Genomic DNA, 23671 nt, shown 5'->3' with positions numbered 1-23671 from the left:
GAGTTAAGCCTCCGGTTTGGCCGGAGGCGCTGCCATGGTAACTGGCGACTTGGAATGGCTTGCCGAGCAAATCGAGATACGATTGGAGCGGATGCGCGCCAAGAACCTGCGCGAGCAGGAAATGATATTGCGGTCGGCCGAATTGATCGCTAAGGCCAAAGAGCTGCTTAGCCAACCTGCGCCGAAGGTTTGGCCCCGCCAGTAGGATCGCCCAAGGGCGGCAGCACGATCTTGTTGCTCCCACCTGTCGATGGTACAATGTTCCCTTCGGGAACGACTGCCATGGACTACCGCGCTTACATCTTGAACGATGAAGGGCGTATTACCGGCGTGCATGAGCTGGATTGCGCCAATGACGATGAGGCAAAAGAGAAGGCTGCCCAATTGCTCGATGGGCACGACCTTGATGTCTGGCGGCGGGAGCGGCACGTGGCGCGATTGAAGCATCACACGCAACAGTAAGGCCGCCTCAGTTGGCGGCCTCCTTTCATTTCAGCTTCCCTTGACTTCCGCCGTCGGCCCCAACTCGGACCTGGTGAGCTCTTGCCCTCGCCGCTTATCACGGTCAGAGCGGACCTCACTCGCGGGGACCACAACAACCGGCCACCGGGTCCTGTGCCCTCCGGACCAATGCGGTTGCCGCCCCAGCCCCCGGGGTGGCTAGGGTCAGAAATTTTCAAGAGGGTTGATATGACAAGCTCGGCGAACGGCGCGCCCGCCGAGCGTGCTCCGGCCGAACTTGGCAGGCCGCGTTAGCTCTCGCTTTTGCGCTGCCAACGATAGTGGGGGTTCACCTTAGCGTTCCGGCAACCGCCGAAATTGCAGTGGCATTCTACGAGTTCATCGCGATCATCGGTGACCCACGCTCGAAAGCCCGCCCGACCTAGCTGCCTAGTTGGCTTCACGTGGTTGTGAACCAAATAGTGTTCTGGGGGTAATTTGTTGGGGGGAAGAAACTCGCCGCAATAAACCGCGTGCTCCGTTGGGCCGGCATACGTTTCCAGCTCTTCAGGGCTAGGTGACACGCCCCATGCACTTTCGAATAATCGCTGAAGGCGCTCACGCTCAACTACCCATGTGACCTGATCATCCTCAACGTGAGGTAAGTCCCGTTTGAGGCGCTTGATCCGGTGTTCGAGTGTAAGCCCTCGCGTTTGGGCGAATGCGGCGAGCACTTTAGCTTTAGTTAGGCGCGGCATTGCATCTTCCTCACAGGTTCGTTGCGCGCACGATGGCGCTTCTTCTGAATTCCCGTGGGGAAACAGAAGCGTTGCGGGTCAAAACTGTGCATGCCGCAGCAAATGCTGCGTGCTGCTCAGCCAATCGAGGATTGTTGTCGGCTAAAACGCCGGGGACCGGGCCGGGGTGGCTCAGTCGTTGAAGCGCAACGCTTCGTGATACGCCCCTAAAGGCACAGCGTCGAAAAGTTGCCGGTGCCAGCTAAGCAGACTGATTGCAGACGTGACAAGCGACGGGAAAAAGGGGCCTGTGAGTTGCGGGGATAATGCCCAAGCCTGCTCTGGCTCGGGAGGACTGAGAATTTAGTCCCCATGAAATACCGTGGATGATTGAATCCTCACTTGCGGCCACACGCGTGGCGAGTAAAAAGATCAGTTGCCCTCGCTGCCTAAACTGAGGGCCGGGGGACTGGGAATGGCATTCAAAAAGGTGTTCTTCGCCTATCCGGCAGGCGGGAGGGAACTCGTCGGACCAATTGAGGCTGCAAGCAAGTTAGTCAATTCGGCCAGTTCCTCAATCGAGGTTCGTATATGGCCCCAACTTGACAATTTCGGCTTGAGCATCCCTGACGATGTCAGAAGCGCTATCGTTGATGCGGATGTCTTTGCCTGCGACATCACGCAGGCAAACCTCAACGTATACTACGAGGCCGGGTTTGCAATTGGGAAGGGTAAGCCAATTGCCCCTGTCCTGAATTCATCGTTTGCTGATGCGTCGGCGGCCATACAGCGTGACGGCTTCTTCGACAACATTCGCTACAAGTCTTATGAGAATTCGGAAGGTCTAAAAGCGTCGCTGCTTGATCTGCCCTCTGGGGACCTGATTTCGCTCTTTTCTAAGCCGGTAAATTTTCAGCAACCTCTATATTTTCTCAATGCGTTTAAAAAAACGGATTTCATCAATTCAATTGTTTCGGCCGTAAAGGATACCAAAACTCACTTCAGAAGTTTTGATCCGGTGGAAGCCCCACGCTTTTCTACGGTTTCAGTCATTGCGGACGTCTCAGCTTCTTCCGGCGTAATCATTCCATTTTTGTCCTCGCAGATCGAAGACGCGTCGCGTCACAATCTCAGAGCTGCGTTTCTAGCCGGACTTAGCCATGGACTAGAACGCCAAGCGTTGTTGATGCGTCTCTTCACGCAGGACCCCGCCGCCGCCGATTTTCGCGATCTGATCGAGAACGTGAGAAACGAAGATCAGATCGCTGAGAAGGTGACGGCTTTCGTCCAGGGTTCTCTGATCGCTGGACAGTCAATTTCCAAGCCGCAGCAACGTGGAGGTCGGACAATACTACAAAATCTTGTCCTCGGAGCATCTGCTGCGGAAAACGAGTTCCGAACGCTTGAGGACTATTTTGTAGAAACCTCCGAATATCTAAAGGCCCGGCGCGGTGAAGCTAAGGTGGTTGCAGGAAGAAAGGGGTCTGGCAAAACAGCAATCTTTTTCATCGTCCGTAACGATATTCGAATTCAAAAGAATACACATGTCACTGATCTGAAGCCGGAGTCCCACCAGCTCAGTCTGTTTCGCGAAAGCCTGCTCAAGATGACGGTGGGCGAGGGGGTTTTCGATCATACGCTGGCTTCCTTTTGGTACTTTGTAGTTCTGTCGGAAGTGCTACTCACCATAAAGGAAAATCTTGATGTCAGATCAAAATACGATGGGCGAGCTGTCGCAGCGTCCCGCGAGATTTCGGACGTCTTGGAGAAGCAAGGCGTAGTTGAGGCGGGAGATTTCACCGCGCGGATCAATCGTCTCGGATCGTTTGTTCTTCAAGAGATTGAGCGGGCTGCATCGCGCGGAGAAAAACTAACTCCGGAGCGGTTGACCAACATCGTGTTCCGCGACGCGGTGGGAGCGATCAAAGAACTAATTATTCGGAATACAAATAAGGACTCCGAGATTGTTCTGCTTTTCGATAATCTTGATAAGGGCTGGCCTGCCGCAGGCGTTGACAAATTTGATATTCGACTGTTGAGGCTGCTGCTTGAAGCGTTGGACAAATTGCGCCGGGATTTTGCGAGCAGCGACCGTCGCTTTATGCACGTTGTATTTCTTCGCAACGATATTTACGAGCTTTTAGTGGAGAGTACGCCAGATCGCGGCAAGACAGCGTATGTGAGACTTGACTGGACAGATCGCATCAAGCTGCGCCAAGTGATTTATCGGCGGTTGCAGGCGGCCTTAGACGACCGGCGGGCTCCATTCGAGGAACTTTGGAAGCGGATCGCCATTCTCCACGTTGGCGCTCAGGACTCCTTCGAATACTTGGTCGATCATTCACTGATGAGGCCGCGCTTTCTGATCAACATCGTAGAGAATGCAGTAGCGCATGCCATCAATCGCGGACACACACTGATCACCGAGGAAGACTGTCGGGATGCCGTGCGTCAGCACGCGAATATTTTGGTGGATGATTTCGGATACGAAATACGTGATGTTTCTGGGATTTCGGCGGACATTTTGTACTCCCTCATCGGAGCAACGAAGTCCCTAACCCGGAAGGATGTCTTGCAGCGTTTCGCTGTGGCTGGGATACCCTCAGACGATCTCGATAAGGCGTTTGATCTGATGATCTGGTATGGGGTTCTTGGCGTGTCCGTGAATGGCCGCGAGAAATACATTTACGATTTCGACTACAACGAGAAGCGAATGGCCGCTGAGGTCGCCATACAAGGCAGCGGTACCTACGTGATCAATGAAGCCTTCCACATCGTTTTGAGCTAAGAAAAAAGCGGGCGCAATAAAACTGCCCGCTCTACTCCTCGTTTGTCATTTCGGTAGCTCGGATGCGGTTACATCGTAAAACCCCTTGAAACCGGTTTCTAAGCCAGTGGGTTGACCATATTCGGTGCATCCCAACGCGGCAAGCAGAAAAAGGTTCGACAAATCGAAGGCGTATGCGGAAAAGTGCTGCGGTTCACGGATCGTTCCGTAGGACAGAGGGGGACCGCTGGCCCCGGCGCAAACCCCAGCCGCCGGTTGGGAAAGCCCAAGAAAAAGCATTACAAAAGAGTAGAAGAAATCCTCCCCAACAATGCTCTTAACTTATTGATTTTGCAGGAAACGACGGCTCCCCTAGGGAGCGCCATTTCTGCAAATCTTCTCCTATCGATCTTGATTGGTTGTTCCACCCCTGGGTGAGCCCGTGGCATTGGCGATCAACATTCGTGCCGACAATAATTCGGCAGACGAGATCGAGCAGTTGTGGGATCAGGTCGGCGCATTCGAGGCCGCACCATCGATGCGCGCGCTCGGTTACCGCCCGCATTTCACATTTGCGATCTACGATGGGTCCGCGATCGAGCAACAGGTCGCATGGGACGCCATTCTGGCAGCCGTCGTTGGTGAAACGCAGCTGCGCATCGAATTCAAGCGAATACGCTGGTTCGAAGGCTCTCCGCTTGTGCTCTGGGCGGAGCCGGTGGTCGACAGCGCCCTGGCCCGCATCCACCGCGCCGTCAGCGCGGCGATCGATCCGGCACATTGTCGTCCTCACTACCAGCCGCGCGCATGGATTCCGCATTGTACCCTCGGCACTGCCGTCGCCGACGAACGGCGCAATGATGCCATTGCCTTTGCGCGGGCGTTCGATCGCAGCATCGAGGTGACGTTCGACGTGGTGGACTGCGTTGTCTTTCCGCCAGTGCGGATAATCGCGGAGCGGCGGTTGCCGTCGTAATTTTCTGGTACGACTGTGCCCGCGATCGATCGTGCTTCGTCTGGCGAGCTGGGCCCGGAATTTAGGCTGGACGTCGTCCTTGCTAAGGGCGTAACGGCCTTTGCCGGCAAATGGACGCCCGCCGTTGCGCTGCAAACCCCGATGTAGCTCCTTGCGTTGATAGGCCTCATGTACAAGCATGCAGCATCGGCACCGGCGGCGGTGGTCACTCCCTCAAAATTCTGCCTTGATGCGCGCCGGGACGCGCGCGATGCGGCCAGTCTCCGTCTCCGAAGCTGCTGCCGGGCCTTTGGAGGCTTTGGAAATAGCTTGGCGGAGTTGACGATATGGGCGGTTTGGTGATCTCGGGCGGCCGGGTTGTGGATCCGGCTAGCGGCATGGATGCGCTTGGCGACGTGGCCGTGGCCGACGGCAAGATCGTCGCCGTCGGGGCCTCGCTCGGCGGCGCCGAGCGGGTGATCGATGCGACCGGGCTCGTGGTCGCGCCCGGCTTCATCGATCTGCACGCCCACGGCCAGTCGATCCCGGCTGATCGCATGCAGGCCTTCGACGGCGTGACGACGACGCTCGATCTCGAGGCCGGCGTGCTGCCGGTCGGGTCCTGGTACGAGCGGCAGGCGAGGCGAGGCCGCGTGCTGAATTACGGCGCCGCCACCAACTGGGCCTTCGCGCGCATCGGCGCGATGACGGGCTCCAATGCCGAGAGCTCGCTGGAGGCATTCGGTAACGCCATGCGCGACCGGCGCTGGATGGACAATGTCGCGACCGATGCGGAGGTCGCCGGGATCCTCGACCGCCTGGCGCGCGGGTTGAATGAAGGCGGTATCGGCATCGGCATCTTGAACGCCTACGCGCCTGGCGCCGGCGTGCAGGAGCTGACCGCGGTGTGCCAGCTCGCGGCCAAGCAGAACGTGCCGACCTTCACGCACGTCGCCTACATGTCCCGCATCGACCCCGAAAGCGCGGCGGAGGCCTATATCCGTCTGATCGGCTATGCCGGCGCCACCGGCGCGCACATGCACATCTGCCATTTCAATTCATCGAGCAAGACCGACGTCGAGCGCTGCCGCGTGCTGATCGAGAAAGCGCAGGCGCAAGGACTCCCCATCACGGTCGAGGCTTACCCTTACGGCACCGGCTCGACCGTGCTGGCGGCGGCGTTCTTCAGCGATCCCCGGTTTGTCGAACGCAACGGCACCGGTTATGATTCCGTGCAGCGCGTGACAGACGGCTATCGCTTCCACGATCGTGAGGAGCTCTTGAAGGCGCAGGCCGAGGAACCGTCCTCGCTGGTGCTCTGGCACATCCTCGACACCGAGAACAATTCGCATCACCGCGACCTGCTCGACATGTCTGTGCTCTATCCCGGCGGCGCGATCGCCTCCGACGCGATGCCATGGACGCTGTCGGATGGCACCACCTACAAGGGCGACGCCTGGCCGCTGCCTGATGACGCCACCTCGCATCCGCGCTCGGCCGGCTGCTTCACGAAGTTCATCCGCGAATGGGTGCGCGAGCGCAAAGCAGTGTCGCTGCTCGAAGGCGTCCGCAAATGCGCGCTGATCCCCGCAGAGATCCTGTCGCAGAGCACGCCCGCGATGCGCGCCAAGGGCCGGCTCGCCAAGGATGCGGATGCCGACATCGTCGTGTTCGACTATGAGAAGCTTTCGGACCGCGCGACCTTCACGGCGATGAATCGCCCGTCGGAGGGCGTGCGGCATCTCGTCGTCAGCGGTCAGGTGCTGATCAGCGACGGCGTGCTCGACGTCGCTGCGCGGCCAGGAAAGCCCGTGCGCCGTCCCGTCGTCGGGAGCTGATCCATGCCGGTCCCCATTCTGCTGGTGACTGGCTTTCTGGGGGCGGGCAAGACCACGGTCGTGAACCATCTGCTGGCGAACGCGGAGGGACGGCGGATCGCCGCCATCGTCAACGATTTTGGCGCGATCAACATCGATGCCGAGTTGATCGCGGGCGCGAGCGACGGCGTGGTGAGCCTCAGCAACGGCTGCATCTGCTGCTCGCTTGAAGGTGATCTCTTGCGCACGCTTTCGGCGCTGCTGCGGCGTGATCCGAAGCCCGACTATATCGTCATCGAGACCAGCGGTATCGCCGATCCCGCCGACATCGTCCGCAACCTGATGGACCCCATCATCCTGCGCGAGGCGCCGCTGGAAACCGTGCTCTGCGTGCTGGACGCCGCGACGCCGCCGGCGGCGCTGGACGATGCGCTCCAGCGTTCGCAGCTGCGCGTCGCCGATATCGTTGCGTTGACCAAGCTGGATCTGGCCGGCGAAGGCGCAGGTGTGCGGACGCGCGAGGCCATCCGCTCGCAGCGCGTCCCAGCCGTGGTGGTCGACGCGAAGCACGGCGAGATCCCGTCCGCCCTGCTGTTTCCCGCGAGCGATCGCGCGCCCGCGCAGCGCCAGCCGGGGCCGAAACGCCCGGCAGAAGAGCGCTTCGAGACATTGAGCTGGACCTCCGATTTGCCACTCTCGCTGCCGCGGTTGCAGCAGGCGATCGGCAAGCTGGCGCCGAAATTGGCCCGCGCGAAAGGTTTGTTCGAAGCGGTCGAGCAGCCCGGACGTTTGATCGAGTTCCAGTTCGCCGGCGGCCGCGCGACGCTTGCCCCTGGCGAGGCGCCGGCACCGGGTGTGCCACGTGCGCGGATCGTCTTTATCGCTGAGCTCGGCGTGCTCTCGAAGGCGGAGATCGATGAGCTCATGGCCCGGTGTGTTGCTTCAGGTTGAATTGAAGCGATAGAGTCAATCGCTCCCATTACCATCCGCCATCTGTCGTGCTGCGTTGATCCGAGGCCAGCTATGCCCCTGAAAACCTCATCCGCTCCCGCCGACGCGGCCTTACGTCGCGCTGCCAAGCCTGCCATCGTCTATCCGGCCGGGACGATGCCCGGGCCAGATATGGCCACGCTCGAATCCGCGCGACAGACGATGGTCAAGACGGACGAGATCGTAGTGCCGCCGCGCGATGCTCGAGCATTTCGCGTGGCGCGCGGCCAGTTTTTCCGCATCGTCAGCATCGAAGGACCTCAGGTCGGCGACCTCAATCTTTGGAATGCTGGCGATCTTTCCGAGCGCTTCTTCAGCGGCAAGACGCGGGCACTTCATGGTACGCATGTTGGTCACGGCGACCGACTTTGGAGCGCTATGCCTTATTTGCGCCCGATGGCGACCATCAGTCACGATACGCTCGGCTGGTACGGCTTCGATGCGGATGGTGCCGGCATTCACGATGTCATCGGCACGCGCTGCGATCCCTACACCAATCTTCTGCTGAACGGCACGACTTACGACTTTTGTTGCCATTCCAACTTGTCCCGCGCGCTCGCGGGCGAATTGAAGGTCGATCCCGCCACGGCTGAGCACCATGTTCACGACGTGCTCAACGTGTTCATGTGCACCGGTTTCACACAGGATACGCACCAATATTTCATGAAGGCAAGTCCGGTCCGCCCCGGCGACTTCATCGAGTTTTTCGCGGAGATCGACCTGCTCGGCGCTTTGTCGGCCTGTCCTGGCGGTGACTGTAGCGCGACGCATTCGAGCGACGTCGCGGCATGCCATCCGCTCAAGATCGAAATCTTCGAGCCCGATCGGGCGATTCTGAAGGATTGGGCCTGGCCGGCGCCGAGCGCGTATCACCGCTCTCACGGCGTGCAGGCGGGAAACTGAGCTTTAGTCTTCCACCGGTAGTCCATCGCCGTGTACATACCACTCCGCGCGTGAGGTCCACTGCACATGCCGGTCGGGTGTCGCGTCCAGCGGCTCGTCGAACGCGCCGGCATGGATGATCGCTTCGCGCCCGCTGCGCGTCAGATGCGGCATCGGGCTGCCGCAGGTCTTGCAGAACGCGGTCGCAAAGCTCTTTGCATTGGGCAGGTCGAAGCGCCTGACGGATGCTTCGCCGCGTAGCCAGCGCAGCGCGCCGGCCTTGACGATGACCTCGCATGAATGAGCGGCGCCGGTCGCCTTGCGGCAGCGAGAGCAATGGCAGTTGAGGAAGCGATCGAACGGACTCTCGACCTCGAACGCGACCTCACCGCACAGGCAGCTTCCCCGGAGCGCCGTCATCTCACTCCCCCTCCGGCTCGGCCGGCTTCTCAGCCGCTTCTTCCGCATGGACCGGGACCGTGCCGTGCGCACCGCGCAACCGGATCATCGTGTCGATCACGTCGACTTCGATCTTCAGCATGTCGAGATCGCGCGTCGTCTCGCGCACCTCCTGGCCCTTGCGCGCCAGTTCCTCGGAAACGTCCACCGCCATCTTGCGCTCGGTCACGTTGCCCTGGGTATTGACGAACAGTTTTGCGCGCATCCATTCGAGCCGCGCCCGCTGGGTGTCGCGCTCGAACTTCTTCTCGGCATAGCGACGCCGCGCCTCGGCATAGGCACCGACCAGCGCGATCTCCGGCAGGCTCCACAATTGCTCGACCGACATGGTCATGCGGTTCAGGTCCCGTCTTTAGGCGGCGGAGGCTCGCTCCTCGGCCTATCAGACCCTTCCGGCCGGCAATTCTCAAGAGGGTGTTGGCAGATCCGGTACGCTCACGCGAATTGCGCGACGCCGTGGCCGACAGACCAATTTTCCGCGGGCGCATCGAGCACGTTGACGAACACGTCCTCGGTGCGGATGCCCGGGTTGTCGCCGAGCAACTCGGCAATCCGCCGATACAGCGCCTTCTTCTGCTCGGCGGTGCGCGAAGCGAACACGGTGATCTGGATCAGTACGGCGTCGTCGCTGCGCTTGATGCCGTAGGCATTGCCGCAGCGGAAATTCGTGGGCGACAGCTCGCTGATGCTCATGAACTCGTCGCCCTCGGGCACGTTCAGTGCCTCGCGCATGGCGCGATAGAGACCGTCGAGGATCGCCTGCCGATAGGCATCCGGCTTTCCGGCGCGCATCGAGATATGAAGGAGCGGCATGGGCTAGTCCTTTGCATGCGGGTTCGTCCGGCCAGGCGCATGCAAGCGCCTGCCGCTTGGCCCGTTGACGAAACGGGCTATCAATTCCAGCTGGTATTTGACACGATGTCCAGAAACCATGTTTTTGACATCGTGTCAAATATACCTTGATATAGGAAGCATGCTGTGAGACCGCGCGAATTCGATCACGATGAGGTCTTGCGCATCGCGTTCGACCAGTTCTGGCGCAAGGGCGTGCGCGGCACCTCGCTCTCCGACATTGCGCGCGATGCCGGTGTCCAGCGCGGCAGCCTCTACAATGCCTTCGGCAGCAAGGAGGCGTTATTTCTCCAGGCCTATGAGCGTTATGCCGGCGACTACCTCGTTGGGCTGGAAAAGACACTCGCCACAGGCTCAATGCGGAAACGGCTCTCGGCATTCTTCGACCTGACCATCACGAACTTTCGTTCCGGTTCGCCGCCGCGCGGATGCCCGACGACACGGGGGCTGATGGAGATCGGCGCCGCCGAAGGCGAAGGGCTTGATGAGGACGCGCGGAAAGCTTTTGCGAATCTCGTATCGCGCATCACGGGGCTGGTTCAGGATGCATTATCGGCGGGCGCCGCGCGCGGCGAATTCAGCGGTGACCCGGCGGCCGCGGCGTTGCACGTCATCACGGTGACGCGCGGCCTCGCCGTGCTCGAACGCGCCTTCGATGACGAGCCCCAATTGCGCAAGATCGCAGCCCACACGATCGACCTCGTGCTCGGCAAGCGGGGCCGTTGAGGATCAGTAGGCCGCCCGGAATTGGGCGCCCGCGATGTCCCGGTGATTTGCCCGTCGCGCGGGAACCCGAATGCTTAAAGCTTTGCTAAGGAGGTCGGGATAAAATGGCATATCAGCCCCGCCCAATTTTGCGAGCCGCGATGATTTTCTCCCGCATCAGTTTCAAGCTGATCCTCATTGTCGGCATCAGCCTCCTCGGCATGATCGCGCTCGTGCCGATCGCGCTGTCGACCCTGCGCAGCCAGATGGTCGCAGATCGCCAGGCCAAAACGCAGCACATGGTCGATGTCGGCTACGGGATCCTAGCGCATTATCAGAAGCTCGAGAGCGAGGGAAAACTCCCGCGCGAGCAGGCGCAGGCGGCCGCAATGGCCGAGATCAAGAGCCTGCGCTACGACAAGGTCGAATATTTCTGGATCAACGACATGACTCCGAAGATGGTCATGCACCCGATCAAGCCCGAGCTCGATGGCAAGGATCTCGCCGGGATGAAGGATCCCTCAGGCAATGCGCTGTTCCTCGGCTTCGTCGACGTGGTCAAGAAACAGGGCGCGGGCTTCTACGGCTATCTCTGGCCCAAGCCCGGCTTCGAGCAACCGGTCGGGAAAATCTCCTATGTGAAGGGCTTTGCACCCTGGGGCTGGATCATCGGCACCGGCATCTATCTCGACGACGTCGACGCAGTTTTCCGCCAGGATGCGATGACGTTTGGGCTCGTGTGCCTCGCGGTGTTCGTGCTCGTGCTTGGCGCATCCTTCGTGATCGGCCGCAGCGTGACCCGGCCGCTTGCGACGATCACCGGACTGACCGAGCGCCTCGCGGCCGGCGACAGCGCGTTCGAGGTGCCCTACACCAACCGTCGCGACGAGGTCGGCGGGCTTGCCAAGGCGCTGGCGGTGTTCAAGGACAACGCCGCGGCCGTGGGTCGGATGCACGCCGAGCAACAGGAGACTAAGCAACGGGCCGATGACGAGAAGCGCAAGACCATGGCCGAGCTCGCCGGCAGGTTCGAGGCGAGCGTCCAGGCCGTGGTCCGCGACGTCTTCAGCGAGGCGCGCGCGATGCAGCAGGCAGCTCAAGGCATGTCGGAGACCGCGAACAAGGCGACCGACCGCGCCAGCTTCGTCGCCACCGCCTGCCAGCAGGCGTCAAACAACGTACAGACGGTGGCTGCCGCCGCCGGCCAGTTGTCGGCCTCGATCACCGAGATCAGCCAGCGCGTTGCGCAGGCGGCAACCGTGGCCGACAAAGCCGCCGCCGACGGCCAGCGCACCAACGACACCGTGCAGGGGTTGGCCGCGGCCGCCCACAAGATCGGGGAGGTCATCGATCTCATCAACCAGATCGCCTCGCAGACCAATCTGCTCGCGCTCAACGCCACCATCGAAGCAGCACGCGCCGGCGAGGCCGGCAAGGGGTTTGCCGTGGTCGCGAGCGAGGTGAAGTCGCTGGCGAGCCAGACCGCCAAGGCGACCGACGAGATCGGCGCCCAGATCACCGCGATCCAGGCCGAGACCAATCAGGTCGTCGGCAATATCGAGAGCATCCGCGCCACCATCATGGAGGTCAACGAGATCTCCTCGTCGATCGCAGCCGCGGTCGAAGAGCAGGGCGCCGCGACGCAGGCCATCGCCCACAGCGTGCAGGAGGCGGCCTCCGGCACCGACCAGGTTTCGCAAAACATCTCCGGCGTGACCGACGCGACCGCGGAGACCGGCGAGGTAGCCGGCCTCGTGCTGCAGTCGAGCGGTCGCCTGACCGAGAAGCTGCAATCGCTGGAGAACGAGGTCAGCGCCTTCGTTGCGGGTGTGCGGGCCGCATAACGAAGAAGCGCTGCAACACGCCTGTTATTTCCGCCTCGCGGCATCAACCGCGATGCCGATGCTGTTTTTCTTGACATGACCTCGGCCGTGCTCGACGTGTAACGATGTCGAATGAAGGCACGTGCGTGCCTTACGAAAAGAAAAGCAACACGGGAAGAACGTCATGAACGCGGGCCTCGACGAGAACGACTACCTCGCCACCTTGCGCGGCTTGTGGGGCAAGGCCTGGCCGAAGGGCATACCGCGTTCGCCCACCTACCTGCACGGCGAAGTTCCCTTGACGGAGTATCTTCGCGCCTGGACGAAGCGAAGTCCCGAGCGCCCGGCGGTGATCTTCTACGGGCACGTCACCACCTACGCCGATCTCGACCAGCAGAGCGACCGCTTTGCCGCGCTGTTGCAAGCCAAGGGCGTGCGCAAGGGCGATCGCGTCGCGGTCTTTCTGCCGAATTGCCCGCAATTCCACATCGTGTTCTTCGGCATCCTGAAGCTCGGTGCGGTCCACGTCCCCGTGAGCCCGCTCTCGCCCGCGTTCGAACTGTCGTACGAGCTCAACGACACCCAGGCGGAGGTGATCGTCGCGCTCGACCAACTCATTCCCGTCGTCGAGCAGGTCCGCGGCGAGGTGCGCCTGCGCGAAATCATCGTCACCAGCTTCGCCGAGGTCATACCGGCAATGCCGGCGTTTCCGGTGCCTGACTCGATCCGCACCCCGCGCATCGCGGTCTCGGGCGCAACCGATCTGCTGCCCGCGCTTGCTGCGATGTCGGCACCCACGCCGCTGCCACCGACGGGCCTCGATGAGGTCGCCGCGCTGAACTACACCGGTGGCACCACGGGCATGCCCAAGGGCTGCGTCCACACCCATCGCGACATGGTCTATACGGCTGCGGCCAATTATGGCGTCTCGATGCAATCAGATGAGAGCAGCGTTTCCCTGTCGTTCTTTCCGGAATTCTGGATCGCCGGCGAGAACGCCGGCCTGATCTTCCCGCTGTTTTCAGGAGGGACGTTGGTGCTGCTGGCCCGCTGGGACGCCGTTGGCACGATGGCAGCGATCGACAAGTACAAAGTCACGAACACGGTGATGCCGGTCGATTGCGCTGTCGAGCTGATGGACCATCCGCGCTGGAGCGAGTTCGACCTGTCCTCGCTGCAACATGTCCGTGTCGTCTCCTTCGTCAAGAAGCTCAACGCCGATTATCGCAAGCGCTGGAAGGACCTCACCGGCACCATCCTGATGGAGGCGGCCTGGGGCATGACGGAGACCCACACCTCCAACACCTTCACTGCCGGCTTCCAGGACGACGACTTCGATCTGAACAACCAGCCGGTTTTTGTTGGCCTGCCCGTCCCCGGCGCTGAGTTCAAGATCACTGATTTCGAGACCGGCGAGCTGCTGCCGCTTGGCGCCGAAGGCGAGATCCGCGTGCGCACACCGTCGCTGCTCAAGAGCTACTGGAACAAGCCGGAGGCGACCGCGGAGTCGCTCGTCGACGGTTGGCTGCGTACCGGCGATATCGGCGTGATCGACAAGGATGGTTTCCTGCACTTCCTTGGCCGCCGCAAGGAGATGCTGAAGGTCAAGGGCATGAGCGTGTTCCCGCCGGAGATCGAGGCGCTGCTGGGGCAGCATCCGAAAGTGCTGGGCTCGGGCGTGGTCGGCCGCGACGATCCTGACAAGGGGCAGGTGCCGGTGGCCTATATCCAGCTCAAGCCGGAGGCGGTCGGCAGCATCTCCGCCGAGGACATTCGCGCCTGGTGCGCCGAGCGCATGGCCGTCTACAAGGTCCCCGAGGTGCGCATTATCGAGGCGCTGCCCTTGACGGCCACGGGCAAAGTGAAGAAGCAGGATCTCGACCCGAACCAGACTGCCCCGGTCTGAGTGAGAGATGTGATGTCGTCTAGGAAGCTCCTGATCGCAAATCGCGGCGAGATCGCCATCCGCATCGCACGCGCCGCAGCCGACGCCGGCATCACGACCATTGCGGTCCATCCCGCTGACGACGCGCGCTCGCTGCATGTGCGTGTGGCCGACGAGACGATCGAAATCCCCGGCCGCGGCGCGCGGGCCTATCTCGACATCGACGCCGTGGTGAGGGCGGCGACGAGTGCCGGCTGCGATGCGGTGCATCCCGGTTACGGCTTTCTCAGCGAGAACGCGGCGTTTGCCAAGGCCTGTGCGGATGCGGGCCTTGTCTTCGTCGGACCGAAGCCGGCCGCGCTCGAGCTGTTCGGCGACAAGGTCGCGGCCCGGCAACTGGCAAGGCGTTGCGGCGTGCCTGTGATCGCCGGCACCAGCGGGCCTTCGTCGCTCGATGAGATCACGGCCTTCTACACCTCGCTTGGCAGCAATGCTGCGATCGTGATCAAGGCGATGGCAGGCGGCGGCGGCCGCGGCATGCGTGTGGTTGAAAACGCGGTCGACCTCGCGGAAGCCTATGCGCGTTGCCAATCCGAGGCCAAAGCGGCCTTCGGCTTCGACGGCGTCTATGCCGAGCGGCTGATCCGCCAGGCGCGCCATATCGAGGTGCAGATCATCGGCGACCGTCACGGTGCGATCTCGCATCTCTGGGAGCGCGAATGCACCATCCAGCGCCGGCACCAGAAGCTGATCGAGGTGGCGCCGAGCCCCTCGCTGAGCGATGGCTTGCGTAGTCGCATCATCGAGGCGGCGAAGCAGCTCGCCACGGCGGTGGCTTACGACAATCTGGGTACCTTCGAATTCCTGGTCGACGGCTCCGCCGACGACAGCTTTGCCTTCATCGAAGCCAATCCGCGGCTTCAGGTCGAGCATACCGTGACGGAGGAAGTGCTCGGACTCGATCTCGTCCGCGCCCAGCTTGCGGTCGCATCAGGCGCGACGCTTGCTTCGCTCGGTCTGGTGCAGGCATCCATTCCGAAGCCGCGGGGCTATGCTATGCAGCTGCGCGTCAACATGGAGACGCTGGACGAGACGGGCGCGACGCATCCGACTGGCGGCGTGCTCGCTGTGTTCGAGCCGCCGTCCGGCCCCGGCGTCCGCGTCGATAGCTTTGGCTATGCCGGCTACAAGACCAGCGCCGCCTTCGACTCGCTGCTGGCCAAGGTCGTCGTGCATACGCCGGGCGAAGCCTGGCATGACGTCGTGGCGAAGGCCTCGCGTGCGTTACGCGAATTCCGCATCGACGGTGTCGTCACCAACATCGCCTTCCTCCAGGCCGTGCTGGCGCATCCCGATTTCAGGACCAACCGCATCGCAACCGACTTCATCGATCGCAACATCGCCAAGCTGGTCGAGTCGGCGGACGGTGCAGCCAAGCCGCTCTACTTTGCCGCGACCGAGCGCGGCGGTGCGCACGTTGCTGAAGCGGATATCACGCCAGTCGTGCCCGAGGGCGCGGTGATGGTCGCGGCGCCCTTGCAAGGAACCATCGTCACCGTCCAGGTCAAGGAAGGCGAGATCGTACGCCCCGGCCAGCAGCTCGCCGTGATCGAATCCATGAAGATGGAGCACCTCGTCATGGCGGAGCAGGGCGGCCGGGTGACGAAACTCGTCGCCGGCGACGGCGTCACGTTAATGCATGGCGAGCCGATCCTCTATCTGGAGCCGCTCGATGTGGCGGCCGATCACACGGCGGCGGAAGCTGACGTCGATCTCGATCACATCCGCCCCGATCTTGCCGAGCTGATCGCACGTCAGGCCAACACGCTCGACGCAAACCGTCCGGCCGCGGTCGAGCGCCGCCGCAACACCAACCAGCGCACCGCGCGCGAGAACGTCGCGCAGCTCGTCGATGACGGCTCGTTCATGGAATATGGCAGTCTCGCCATCGCGGCGCAGCGGCGCCGTCGCAAGCTCGACGATCTCATCAAGAACACGCCGGCCGACGGCCTCGTCATGGGCGTTGCCACCGTCAACGCCGAAAAGTTCGGCGCAGACGCCGCGCGCTGCATCGTCGTGGCCTATGACTACACTGTGCTCGCCGGCACGCAGGGCCATATGAACCACAAGAAGATCGACCGCATGCTCACGCTGGCGGAAGACTGGCGCGTGCCGTTGGTGTTCTATGCCGAAGGCGGCGGCGGCCGGCCCGGCGACACCGACCGGCTCGGCATGACCGGCCTCGACGGGCCGTCCTTCGTGCAATTCGCAAGGCTCTCCGGCCTCGTGCCTGTCATCGGCGTCGTCTCCGGCTATTGCTTCGCCGGCAACGCCGCGATGCTTGGCTGCTGCGACGTCATCATCGCCACCAAGAATGCCTCGATCGGCATGGGCGGTCCCGCGATGATCGAGGGCGGCGGGCTCGGCGTTTATCATCCGGCCGAGGTCGGCCCCGTCTCGTTCCAGTCGCCGAACGGCGTCATCGACATCCTGGTCGAGGACGAGGAGGAGGCGACATCAGTCGCGCAAAAATACCTGTCCTATTTCCAGGGTGCGGTGAAGGACTGGGAGGCCGCCGACCAGCGCCTGCTCCGCCGCGCCATCCCCGAGAACCGCCTGCGCGTCTATGACATCCGCGCCGTGATTGATCTCGTCGCCGACAAGGACAGCGTGCTGGAACTGCGCCGCGACTACGGCGTCGGCATGATCACCGCGCTGATCCGCATCGAAGGCAAGCCGTTCGGCCTGATCGCCAACAATCCGCGCCATCTCGGCGGTGCGATTGATGCCGATGCCGGTGACAAGGCGGCGCGGTTCCTCCAGCTCTGTGATGCCTTCGATCTGCCTGTTGTTTCGCTCTGCGACACGCCCGGCTTCATGGTCGGTCCGGAGGCCGAGAAGACCGCAATCGTGCGCCATGTCTCGCGCATGTTCGTGACGGGCGCGAGCCTCACCGTGCCGCTGTTCGGCATCGTGCTGCGCAAGGGCTATGGCTTGGGGGCGCAGTCGATGATCGGCGGCGGCTTCCACGCATCGTTCTTCACTGCGGCCTGGCCGACCGGCGAGTTCGGCGGCATGGGCCTGGAAGGCTATGTCCGGCTCGGTTTCCGGAGAGAGATGGAGGCGATCACTGATCCCGAGGAGCGCGAGACCTACTATCGCAACAAGGTCGCGGAGCTCTACGCCAACGGCAAGGCGGTCTCGATCGCCTCGGTGTTCGAGATCGACAACGTCATCGACCCGGCCGAAACGCGGCGCTGGATCATGGCAGGGCTCCGCTCGGTGCCGAAGCCGCCGCCGCGGACGGAGAAGAAGCGGCCGTGCATCGACACGTGGTGAGGGCGGTGCAGCAAATCAGAGCCGATTGAGGCAATCTGCATCCACATCGTCATGCCCGGGCTTGTCCCGGGCATCCCCGTTCTTGTGCCTTGCTGGCAGGGCGTGGATGGCCGGGACAAGCCCGGCCATGACGAGCGTTGAGACGGTATGCCATACGCAGGTTCCCGGTTCCCGATTGACATCCGCGTCCGTGGTGCCAGACTTTGCACAATAATACAGGGTGGAGACGTCCGCGATGGCCAGCCTTTCGGCCTCGAACCATGTCGCCCGTGTCTTGTCCGTGGCCAATCATGTGGCCGACGTCGATGCCTCCTCGCGCATCGAAAACTCCTGGCGGCGCTGCCTGATCAGCCACAAGCTCGACCCCGCTCGACAAGGCCCGCCGCAGACGCTCACCGAGGCCGAGATCCGCCACGTCGCCGAGCCCTTGGAAGAGACCATCCGGCTGCTCACGCCCGAGCTCGACGATCTCGCACGCGTGCTGCGCGATGCGGGCTATTGCGTCAATCTGGCTGACGCGAACGCGACCATGTTGTTCAGCCGCCTGCCGGGCGAAGCCGACGCGCGGATGTTTCTGGACTGGAAGATCTATACCGGCTCGAACTTCGCCGAGACGTTCGAGGGCACCAACGGGCTCGGTACCGCGCTCGCCGAGCAGAAGCCGATTCTGGTGCATCGCGACGAGCATTTTCGAGCGCAGTGGCACATGTTCTCCTGCGCCGTGGCACCGCTGTTCGACCATGCCGGCCGTCTCGCCGGCGCGATCAACATCACCTCGTGCCGCGAGGACCTTGAGCGCGCCGCGCATCAGCTTGCGCTGGCGGTGACGATGGAGGCGACGCGGCGGATGGAGGCAGCGATCTTCCGCGACCATTTCCGCAACGCCTGGATTGCGAGCGTGCCTGATAATGGCGGCAGCGGCCTGCTCGCCTATGATGACGACCGCCGCATCGTTGGCGCCTGCCGCTCGGCGCGCGCGCTGCTCGGCCTCACTGACGGCCTGATCGCATCAGGCATCGATCTGTCGCGCTACATCAAGCCCGACCATGCGCACCATGCCGACGACGTCCTGGAGATGCGCCGCGCCGATGGCCGCCCGTTGGGCCAGAGCCATGTCGCTCCGCCGCTGCGCGCAAAGTCAGCGACGTTACGCCGGGACGCGCCCACCGATCGTTTCGATGCGCTGCACCGGCTTGCCGGCCGCGATCCCGCCCTGGTCAGGAGCGTGAAGCGCCTCAGGAGCATCGGCGATCACAATCTTCCGGTGCTGCTGCATGGCGAGACCGGCGTCGGCAAGGACGTATTCGCGCGCGCCATTCATGCCGCCAGCAACCGCGCGCGCAATAATTACGTCGCGCTGAACTGTGCGGCGATGCCGGAGAGCCTGATCGACGCCGAGCTGTTCGGCTACGAGGCCGGCGCCTTCACCGGCGCGCGGCGCGACGGCTCGAAGGGCCTGATCGTGCAGGCGGACGGCGGCACGTTGTTCCTCGACGAGATCGGCGACATGCCGATTGGCTTGCAGACACGGCTGTTGCGCGTGCTGGAGAATCGCGAGGTCTGGCCGCTCGGTGCGCTCAAGCCGGTGCCGGTGGATATCCGACTGATCAGCGCCACCCATCGCGACCTTGGCCGCATGGCGGAGGAGGGGGCTTTCCGCGCCGACCTCTATTTCCGCCTGCGCGGCATGGAGGTGCGGCTGCCGGCGTTGCGCGACCGCGCGGACCGGGATGACATCATCGCCCACGTCGCGCGCGAGGAGGCGCCGAACTGCCGCCTGTCGGACGAAGCCTGGGCGCTGCTTTCGGCCTATCCCTACCCCGGCAACATGCGCCAGCTCCGCCACGTGTTGCGGCTGGCCGGCTGCACGGCCGAGGATGGCGTAATCACGGACGCCGATCTCGATCTGCCGCCGTTCGGCGCCAGGATGGAGGCCGACCTCGAAGCGGCCGAACGCGCCACGATCATTGAGGCGCTGCGCAAGCATGGCGGCCGCGTCACCGAAGCCGCCCGCGCGCTGAAACTCAGCCGTGCCACACTGTATCGGAAGATCAAGGCGATGAAGATCGAGACCGCGCGGTAGCACCCTTACGAAAAATCCGTCCAACTCAGATGACGGGAATCGAGATCGCCGACTGAAACAGTCTCGCGGATTTCCTGTGGCGTGTGGAAACTGCCGCGCAAGTACACCAGCGGCGCCGCCGCGGCCGAATGCGTCGCACTACGCACTTCGCCGACGAAGATCGAATGCGTCTTGGTCTCGAACTCCTCCGCCAGCATGCAATCGAATGCGGCGACCGCGTCCGTCAGAACAGGCGCGCCGGTGACCCCGCGTGTCCATTGGCCGAAGGCAAACCGGTCGTCGCCGTTGACGCCCTTCTGGCCGCTGAAGGTCAGGGCCAGCAGCGCGTGATCCTCGTGCAGGAAGTTGATCGCGAATGCACCTTCCTCGCGGATGCGTGCATGCGCGCTGGCGTTGCGGTTGACGCAGACGATCAGCGAAGGAGGTGAATCCGACAGCGAGCAGGCCGACGTTACCGTGAGCCCGGTGCGCCTGCCATGCTCGGCGCCGACTGTAACCAGCGCGACCGCGCCGGCACACTGGCGCATCGCCTGCTTGAAATCCTTTGCATCGACGCTCACGCGGACATCTCCGAAAATTGAAGCGGGTGCGACACGGTCGCGCCGCACCCGGTAAGCGTCAAGCTGCCTTCTTCGGGGAGCCGAGATGCTTCAGGCGCGGCATCACCTCGTTCTTGAGCAGCGCGAGTGAGTGGTGCCAGGCTTCAGGCTTGTGCTTGTAGTCGAAGCCGAACACGCAGAGCACGCCGAAGCCGCCGACCTCGTCGTAGATCGTCTCGATCTTCTCGGCGACGGTCGCGGGCGAGCCGACGATCCAGTTCCGCTTGGCGCAATATTCAACGGTGACGTCGCTATCGGGCACGTCGGGGGCGTGCTTCAGATAGTCCTTGAAGCCGAAATGGCCGAGCAGGGGCAGGAAGTACTCGCTCATCATCCGGCCCATCATGTCGCCGGTCGAGAGCTTCCAGGCGTCTTCATCGGTGTCGGCGACGAACACCTCGCGCACCAGCCGCCAGTCCTGCCGGTTCGGCTTGCGGCCGGTTTTCGCCGCGCCGATCTCGACCGAGTCCCAATGGCTGGAGACATAGGCCGGGTTGAGGTTGAGGCTCATCGGAATGAAGCCGCGCTCGCCCGCAAGCTTCAGCGTGTCGGAGTTCTTCGATAGCCCGGCAACGCCAATCGGCGGATGCGGCGCCTGCAACGGCTTGATGTGGGGCTTGAGGAAGTCGAACATGGTGTCCGGCTTGGTCACCGTCCAGAACTTGCCCTTGTGGGTGAACGGCGCCGGCTCGGTCCACAGTTTCAGGATGATCTCCAGCGCCTCGCGGGTCATGTCGCGGTTCTGGCCGCTCATGCCGTCGACGTTGAACATCGCCCAGTCGCTCGGCAGGCCCGAAGCTGCAACGCCGAAATTGAGCCGGCCCTCGGAGAGATGGTCCAGCATCGCAACGCGATTGGCGAGCTCGGCGGGGTGATGATAGGGCAGCAGGAAGCCGCCCGGCCCGATGCGTAGGCGCTTGGTCTGCATCAGGGCCTGCGCGATCAACAGATCCGGCGTGGGATTGGGTTCCCAGGGCGCGGTGTGGTGCTCGCCGATCCAGGCTTCCTGATAGCCGAGCTCGTCGAGCCAGCGCAGGACCTGCAGGTCCCAATCGTGTCCTTCCTTCAGGCCGCACTCCGGCGGATGCGAAGGCATCGTGAAATAGCCGATCTCCATTGGGGGTCCTCATCTCATGTTGACGCGTCTTGCTGCGCGTTCTCTGGTGTGAACAGGAACAGCTTCAGCAAGGGGTGTGCCAGCGTGAGGGGCACCTCAGAGCCGCGAAAAAAGTCTGGTTCGGTGGCGCAATTGCCGATATCCCGGGACGGATTTGCGAGGACCCGTCTCATTGTCGCGAGACGGTGTCTCAGCCGTGAGACCTGAGGATACGATTCGAAATGACCGAACCCGCTTATGTCGCGGTGGACTGGGGCACCAGCAGCTTTCGGCTCTGGCTGGTCGATCGCGCCGGTCGTGTGCTGGCCGAGCGCCGTAGCGATGAAGGCATGCTGGTCGCGGCCAAGGCCGGCTTCCCCGGCGTGCTGCAGTCGCATCTTGCCGCCGTCGATGCGCCCGCTCATCTGCCGGTTCTGGTCTGCGGCATGGCCGGCGCCAAGACCGGCTGGGTCGAGGCCGGCTATGTTGATACGCCGGCGCCTTTGTCCGCGGTTCTAAGGCGGGCCGCCCGCGTGCCCGACGAGGCGCGCGACATCCGCATCCTGCCGGGCATCGCGCAGCGCGACCTGAAAGCGCCGGACGTGATGCGCGGCGAGGAGACGCAATTGCTCGGCGCACTCGGCCTGGACGCTGCAGGCGAGGCGCTGGTCTGCATGCCCGGAACGCATTCGAAATGGGTGCGCGTGAAGAACGGCGTTGTCGAGCATTTCGCGACGTTCATGACCGGTGAGCTGTTCAGCGTCGTCTCGCGCGAGACGATCTTGGCGCTCGCGGTCGCCGGCGCCGGCGAGGCCGAGGATGTCGCGAGTTTCAAGGCGGCGGTAACGGCGGCGTTCGAGGCGCCGGCTTTCGCGGCCAATCTCCTGTTCACCGCGCGGTCGCGCCAGCTGCTGTTCGGCAGCACGCCGGCTGCCGCGCGTGAGACGCTGTCGGGCACGCTGATCGGCGCTGAGCTCGCGGCAGGCCTTTCCGGCACTGTGCTGAAGGTTGGCATCACGCTGATCGCCTCGGGACGGCTGGCCGCTCTGTATCGTCAGGCTTTCGATGCGTTGTCGGTCCATGTGAATTCGATCGATGCCGATGAAGCGGTGCGCCGCGGCCTGTCGATGGCGGCTGCGGCGATCTGGACGAAATAGAAGGATACTTGAGATGAGCGTTCCGTTTCCGCCGATGAAGCGACCTCTGGTCGCGATCCTGCGCGGTGTCAAGCCGGAGGAGACCGAGGCCATCGTCGGCGTGCTGATCGACGCCGGCATGACCGCGATCGAGATTCCCCTGAACTCGCCGGATCCGTTCCGCTCGATCGGCATCGCCGCGAAGCTCGCGCCCACGGGCGTGCTGATCGGCGCCGGCACGGTGCTGACGGCGCAGGATGTCGATCGCCTCAACGATGTTGGCGGGAAGCTGATGGTCTCGCCGAATGTCGATACCGATGTGCTGGCGCGTGCGCATCAGCACGGCATGGTGACGCTGCCGGGTGTGTTCTCGCCGACCGAAGCGCTGCTCGCCGCGCGCTCCGGCGCATCAGGCCTCAAATTCTTTCCGGCGAGCGTGCTCGGCGCATCAGGTATCGCCGCGATCCGCGCTGTGCTGCCCGCGGGCGTGACGATCGCCGCCGTCGGTGGCGTCTCCGACCAGAATTTTGCCGAGTACATCAAGGGCGGCGTCACGGCGTTCGGGCTCGGCTCGAGCCTCTACAAGCCCGGCATGTCGGCCACCGATGTCGCCACGCGCGCAAAAGTGACGATCGTTGCCTACGATCTCGCCGTTCAGAGCGGCTGATTTCTTGCGCTAGCCGCGCTTCACCGACGGCACGGGCAATCGCTCATGGCGGCGCTGGAAGCGCTGCCAGTGCAGCACGATGCCGATCAATGCCGCCGGCAGGAAGCCCAGCGCGATCAGGAAATGCGGCAGCTCCTTCGGCGAGATGAAGGCGATGGCGATGTCCGAGATCAGCCAGAGCGCTGCGAAGATCACCGCGAAATCGGTGCGCGGGCAGCGCAGATAATAGAACACGGCCGTGATGATCACGGCGGGGCCGATCGCGAGGGCGATCATGACCGCCGTCAGCTCCTTCGGCGTCACCGCGTCGAGCACCATCGAGGCCAGCAGCCAGATGGCGGCAAACATGGCGATGATGTCGATCGGATGCCGCAACCCAATACCTCTTGCTGGAACATGCTATCGCAGGGCCAACCCTTCGACGTCAGGCTTTGGACG

General features: G+C 62.9%; 20 protein-coding genes. 14 read left to right on the top strand and 6 right to left on the bottom strand.

All coding sequences use genetic code 11. The annotated features are described in order from the left end of the window. The first annotated feature begins 34 nt into the window (after positions 1-34). The 7 genes from BM374_RS38890 to BM374_RS31640 all read left to right on the top strand — a co-directional run bounded on the left by BM374_RS38890 (position 35) and on the right by BM374_RS31640 (position 8610). Positions 35-205, top strand: coding sequence for a hypothetical protein (locus BM374_RS38890; protein ID WP_177248673.1), 171 nt, complete (start codon positions 35-37; stop codon positions 203-205). A 77-nt stretch (positions 206-282) separates the two neighbouring features. Further along, entirely contained in the window at positions 283-462 is a 180-nt protein-coding gene (locus BM374_RS31670) for a hypothetical protein (protein WP_143270291.1), read from the top strand. A 1191-nt stretch (positions 463-1653) separates the two neighbouring features. Next, positions 1654-3966 carry a P-loop ATPase, Sll1717 family gene (locus BM374_RS31665; RefSeq protein ID WP_092301972.1) on the top strand — a complete coding sequence of 771 codons (2313 nt, stop codon included), beginning with the start codon at positions 1654-1656 and terminating at the stop codon, positions 3964-3966. A 421-nt stretch (positions 3967-4387) separates the two neighbouring features. Continuing rightward, positions 4388-4921, top strand: a complete 534-nt coding sequence (locus tag BM374_RS31655) for a 2'-5' RNA ligase family protein (protein WP_092301967.1) — start codon at positions 4388-4390, stop codon at positions 4919-4921. A 326-nt stretch (positions 4922-5247) separates the two neighbouring features. Next, the gene (locus BM374_RS31650; protein WP_092301964.1) at positions 5248-6738 is read left to right on the top strand and encodes an amidohydrolase family protein; all 1491 of its coding nucleotides are present in this window, start codon (positions 5248-5250) and stop codon (positions 6736-6738) included. Between the two features lie 3 nt (positions 6739-6741). Next, entirely contained in the window at positions 6742-7668 is a 927-nt protein-coding gene (locus BM374_RS31645) for a CobW family GTP-binding protein (RefSeq protein WP_092301961.1), read from the top strand. A 72-nt stretch (positions 7669-7740) separates the two neighbouring features. After that, a complete protein-coding gene (locus tag BM374_RS31640; RefSeq protein WP_092301958.1) occupies positions 7741-8610 on the top strand; it encodes an urea carboxylase-associated family protein in 870 nt (289 codons plus the stop codon). A 3-nt stretch (positions 8611-8613) separates the two neighbouring features. Here the strand turns inward: BM374_RS31640 and BM374_RS31635 are convergent, their stop codons facing one another. The 3 genes from BM374_RS31635 to BM374_RS31625 all read right to left on the bottom strand — a co-directional run bounded on the left by BM374_RS31635 (position 8614) and on the right by BM374_RS31625 (position 9861). After that, on the bottom strand, positions 8614-9009 hold the full coding sequence (locus BM374_RS31635) for a GFA family protein (protein ID WP_092301955.1): 396 nt from the start codon (positions 9007-9009) through the stop codon (positions 8614-8616). 1 nt (position 9010) lies between these two features. Continuing rightward, positions 9011-9382 carry a hypothetical protein gene (locus BM374_RS31630; RefSeq protein ID WP_092301952.1) on the bottom strand — a complete coding sequence of 124 codons (372 nt, stop codon included), beginning with the start codon at positions 9380-9382 and terminating at the stop codon, positions 9011-9013. A 101-nt stretch (positions 9383-9483) separates the two neighbouring features. After that, complete coding sequence (locus BM374_RS31625) at positions 9484-9861, bottom strand: tautomerase family protein (protein WP_092301949.1); 378 nt, start codon at positions 9859-9861, stop codon at positions 9484-9486. Positions 9862-10026: 165 nt separating this feature from the next. Here BM374_RS31625 and BM374_RS31620 point away from each other — a divergent pair, with 165 nt between their 5' ends. The 5 genes from BM374_RS31620 (at position 10027) to BM374_RS31600 (ending at position 19735) form a co-directional block, all read left to right on the top strand. Further along, positions 10027-10626, top strand: a complete 600-nt coding sequence (locus BM374_RS31620; protein WP_092301946.1) for a TetR/AcrR family transcriptional regulator — start codon at positions 10027-10029, stop codon at positions 10624-10626. 140 nt (positions 10627-10766) lie between these two features. Further along, on the top strand, positions 10767-12449 hold the full coding sequence (locus BM374_RS31615) for a methyl-accepting chemotaxis protein (RefSeq protein WP_092301943.1): 1683 nt from the start codon (positions 10767-10769) through the stop codon (positions 12447-12449). Between the two features lie 163 nt (positions 12450-12612). Beyond that, positions 12613-14334 carry an AMP-binding protein gene (locus BM374_RS31610; protein ID WP_092301940.1) on the top strand — a complete coding sequence of 574 codons (1722 nt, stop codon included), beginning with the start codon at positions 12613-12615 and terminating at the stop codon, positions 14332-14334. 12 nt (positions 14335-14346) lie between these two features. After that, positions 14347-17652 (top strand): acetyl-CoA carboxylase family protein, encoded by a 3306-nt coding sequence (locus BM374_RS31605; protein ID WP_177248672.1) that lies wholly within the window; start codon positions 14347-14349, stop codon positions 17650-17652. A 235-nt stretch (positions 17653-17887) separates the two neighbouring features. Then, complete coding sequence (locus tag BM374_RS31600) at positions 17888-19735, top strand: sigma-54-dependent Fis family transcriptional regulator (RefSeq protein ID WP_177248671.1); 1848 nt, start codon at positions 17888-17890, stop codon at positions 19733-19735. Between the two features lie 5 nt (positions 19736-19740). Here the strand turns inward: BM374_RS31600 and BM374_RS31595 are convergent, their stop codons facing one another. Continuing rightward, complete coding sequence (locus BM374_RS31595) at positions 19741-20295, bottom strand: flavin reductase family protein (RefSeq protein WP_092301931.1); 555 nt, start codon at positions 20293-20295, stop codon at positions 19741-19743. Positions 20296-20353: 58 nt separating this feature from the next. Further along, the gene (locus tag BM374_RS31590) at positions 20354-21451 is read right to left on the bottom strand and encodes an LLM class flavin-dependent oxidoreductase (protein ID WP_092301928.1); all 1098 of its coding nucleotides are present in this window, start codon (positions 21449-21451) and stop codon (positions 20354-20356) included. Between the two features lie 221 nt (positions 21452-21672). Here BM374_RS31590 and BM374_RS31585 point away from each other — a divergent pair, with 221 nt between their 5' ends. After that, a complete protein-coding gene (locus BM374_RS31585) occupies positions 21673-22587 on the top strand; it encodes a 2-dehydro-3-deoxygalactonokinase (RefSeq protein ID WP_092301925.1) in 915 nt (304 codons plus the stop codon). A gap of 13 nt (positions 22588-22600) precedes the next feature. Continuing rightward, positions 22601-23233, top strand: coding sequence for a 2-dehydro-3-deoxy-6-phosphogalactonate aldolase (locus BM374_RS31580; protein WP_092301922.1), 633 nt, complete (start codon positions 22601-22603; stop codon positions 23231-23233). 9 nt (positions 23234-23242) lie between these two features. Here the strand turns inward: BM374_RS31580 and BM374_RS31575 are convergent, their stop codons facing one another. Then, a complete protein-coding gene (locus BM374_RS31575) occupies positions 23243-23608 on the bottom strand; it encodes a hypothetical protein (RefSeq protein WP_177248670.1) in 366 nt (121 codons plus the stop codon). Positions 23609-23671: the final 63 nt, after the last annotated feature.

The organism is Bradyrhizobium sp. Ghvi (assembly GCF_900115265.1).
In the GTDB taxonomy this organism is placed as follows: Bacteria; Pseudomonadota; Alphaproteobacteria; order Rhizobiales; family Xanthobacteraceae; genus Bradyrhizobium.
Note: the sequence above shows the minus strand (reverse complement) of the source record. Positions and strands in the feature narration are given on the sequence as shown.

Coding starts and splice junctions, on each gene's coding strand:
- BM374_RS31580 (WP_092301922.1), top strand. CDS start 22,601: ATGAGCGTTCCGTTTCCGCCGATGAAGCGACCTCTGGTCGCGATCCTG.
- BM374_RS31590 (WP_092301928.1), bottom strand. CDS start 21,451: ATGGAGATCGGCTATTTCACGATGCCTTCGCATCCGCCGGAGTGCGGC.
- BM374_RS31600 (WP_177248671.1), top strand. CDS start 17,888: ATGGCCAGCCTTTCGGCCTCGAACCATGTCGCCCGTGTCTTGTCCGTG.
- BM374_RS31665 (WP_092301972.1), top strand. CDS start 1,654: ATGGCATTCAAAAAGGTGTTCTTCGCCTATCCGGCAGGCGGGAGGGAA.
- BM374_RS38890 (WP_177248673.1), top strand. CDS start 35: ATGGTAACTGGCGACTTGGAATGGCTTGCCGAGCAAATCGAGATACGA.
- BM374_RS31610 (WP_092301940.1), top strand. CDS start 12,613: ATGAACGCGGGCCTCGACGAGAACGACTACCTCGCCACCTTGCGCGGC.
- BM374_RS31635 (WP_092301955.1), bottom strand. CDS start 9,009: ATGACGGCGCTCCGGGGAAGCTGCCTGTGCGGTGAGGTCGCGTTCGAG.
- BM374_RS31640 (WP_092301958.1), top strand. CDS start 7,741: ATGCCCCTGAAAACCTCATCCGCTCCCGCCGACGCGGCCTTACGTCGC.
- BM374_RS31605 (WP_177248672.1), top strand. CDS start 14,347: ATGTCGTCTAGGAAGCTCCTGATCGCAAATCGCGGCGAGATCGCCATC.
- BM374_RS31670 (WP_143270291.1), top strand. CDS start 283: ATGGACTACCGCGCTTACATCTTGAACGATGAAGGGCGTATTACCGGC.
- BM374_RS31630 (WP_092301952.1), bottom strand. CDS start 9,382: ATGACCATGTCGGTCGAGCAATTGTGGAGCCTGCCGGAGATCGCGCTG.
- BM374_RS31650 (WP_092301964.1), top strand. CDS start 5,248: ATGGGCGGTTTGGTGATCTCGGGCGGCCGGGTTGTGGATCCGGCTAGC.
- BM374_RS31585 (WP_092301925.1), top strand. CDS start 21,673: ATGACCGAACCCGCTTATGTCGCGGTGGACTGGGGCACCAGCAGCTTT.
- BM374_RS31625 (WP_092301949.1), bottom strand. CDS start 9,861: ATGCCGCTCCTTCATATCTCGATGCGCGCCGGAAAGCCGGATGCCTAT.
- BM374_RS31645 (WP_092301961.1), top strand. CDS start 6,742: ATGCCGGTCCCCATTCTGCTGGTGACTGGCTTTCTGGGGGCGGGCAAG.
- BM374_RS31615 (WP_092301943.1), top strand. CDS start 10,767: ATGATTTTCTCCCGCATCAGTTTCAAGCTGATCCTCATTGTCGGCATC.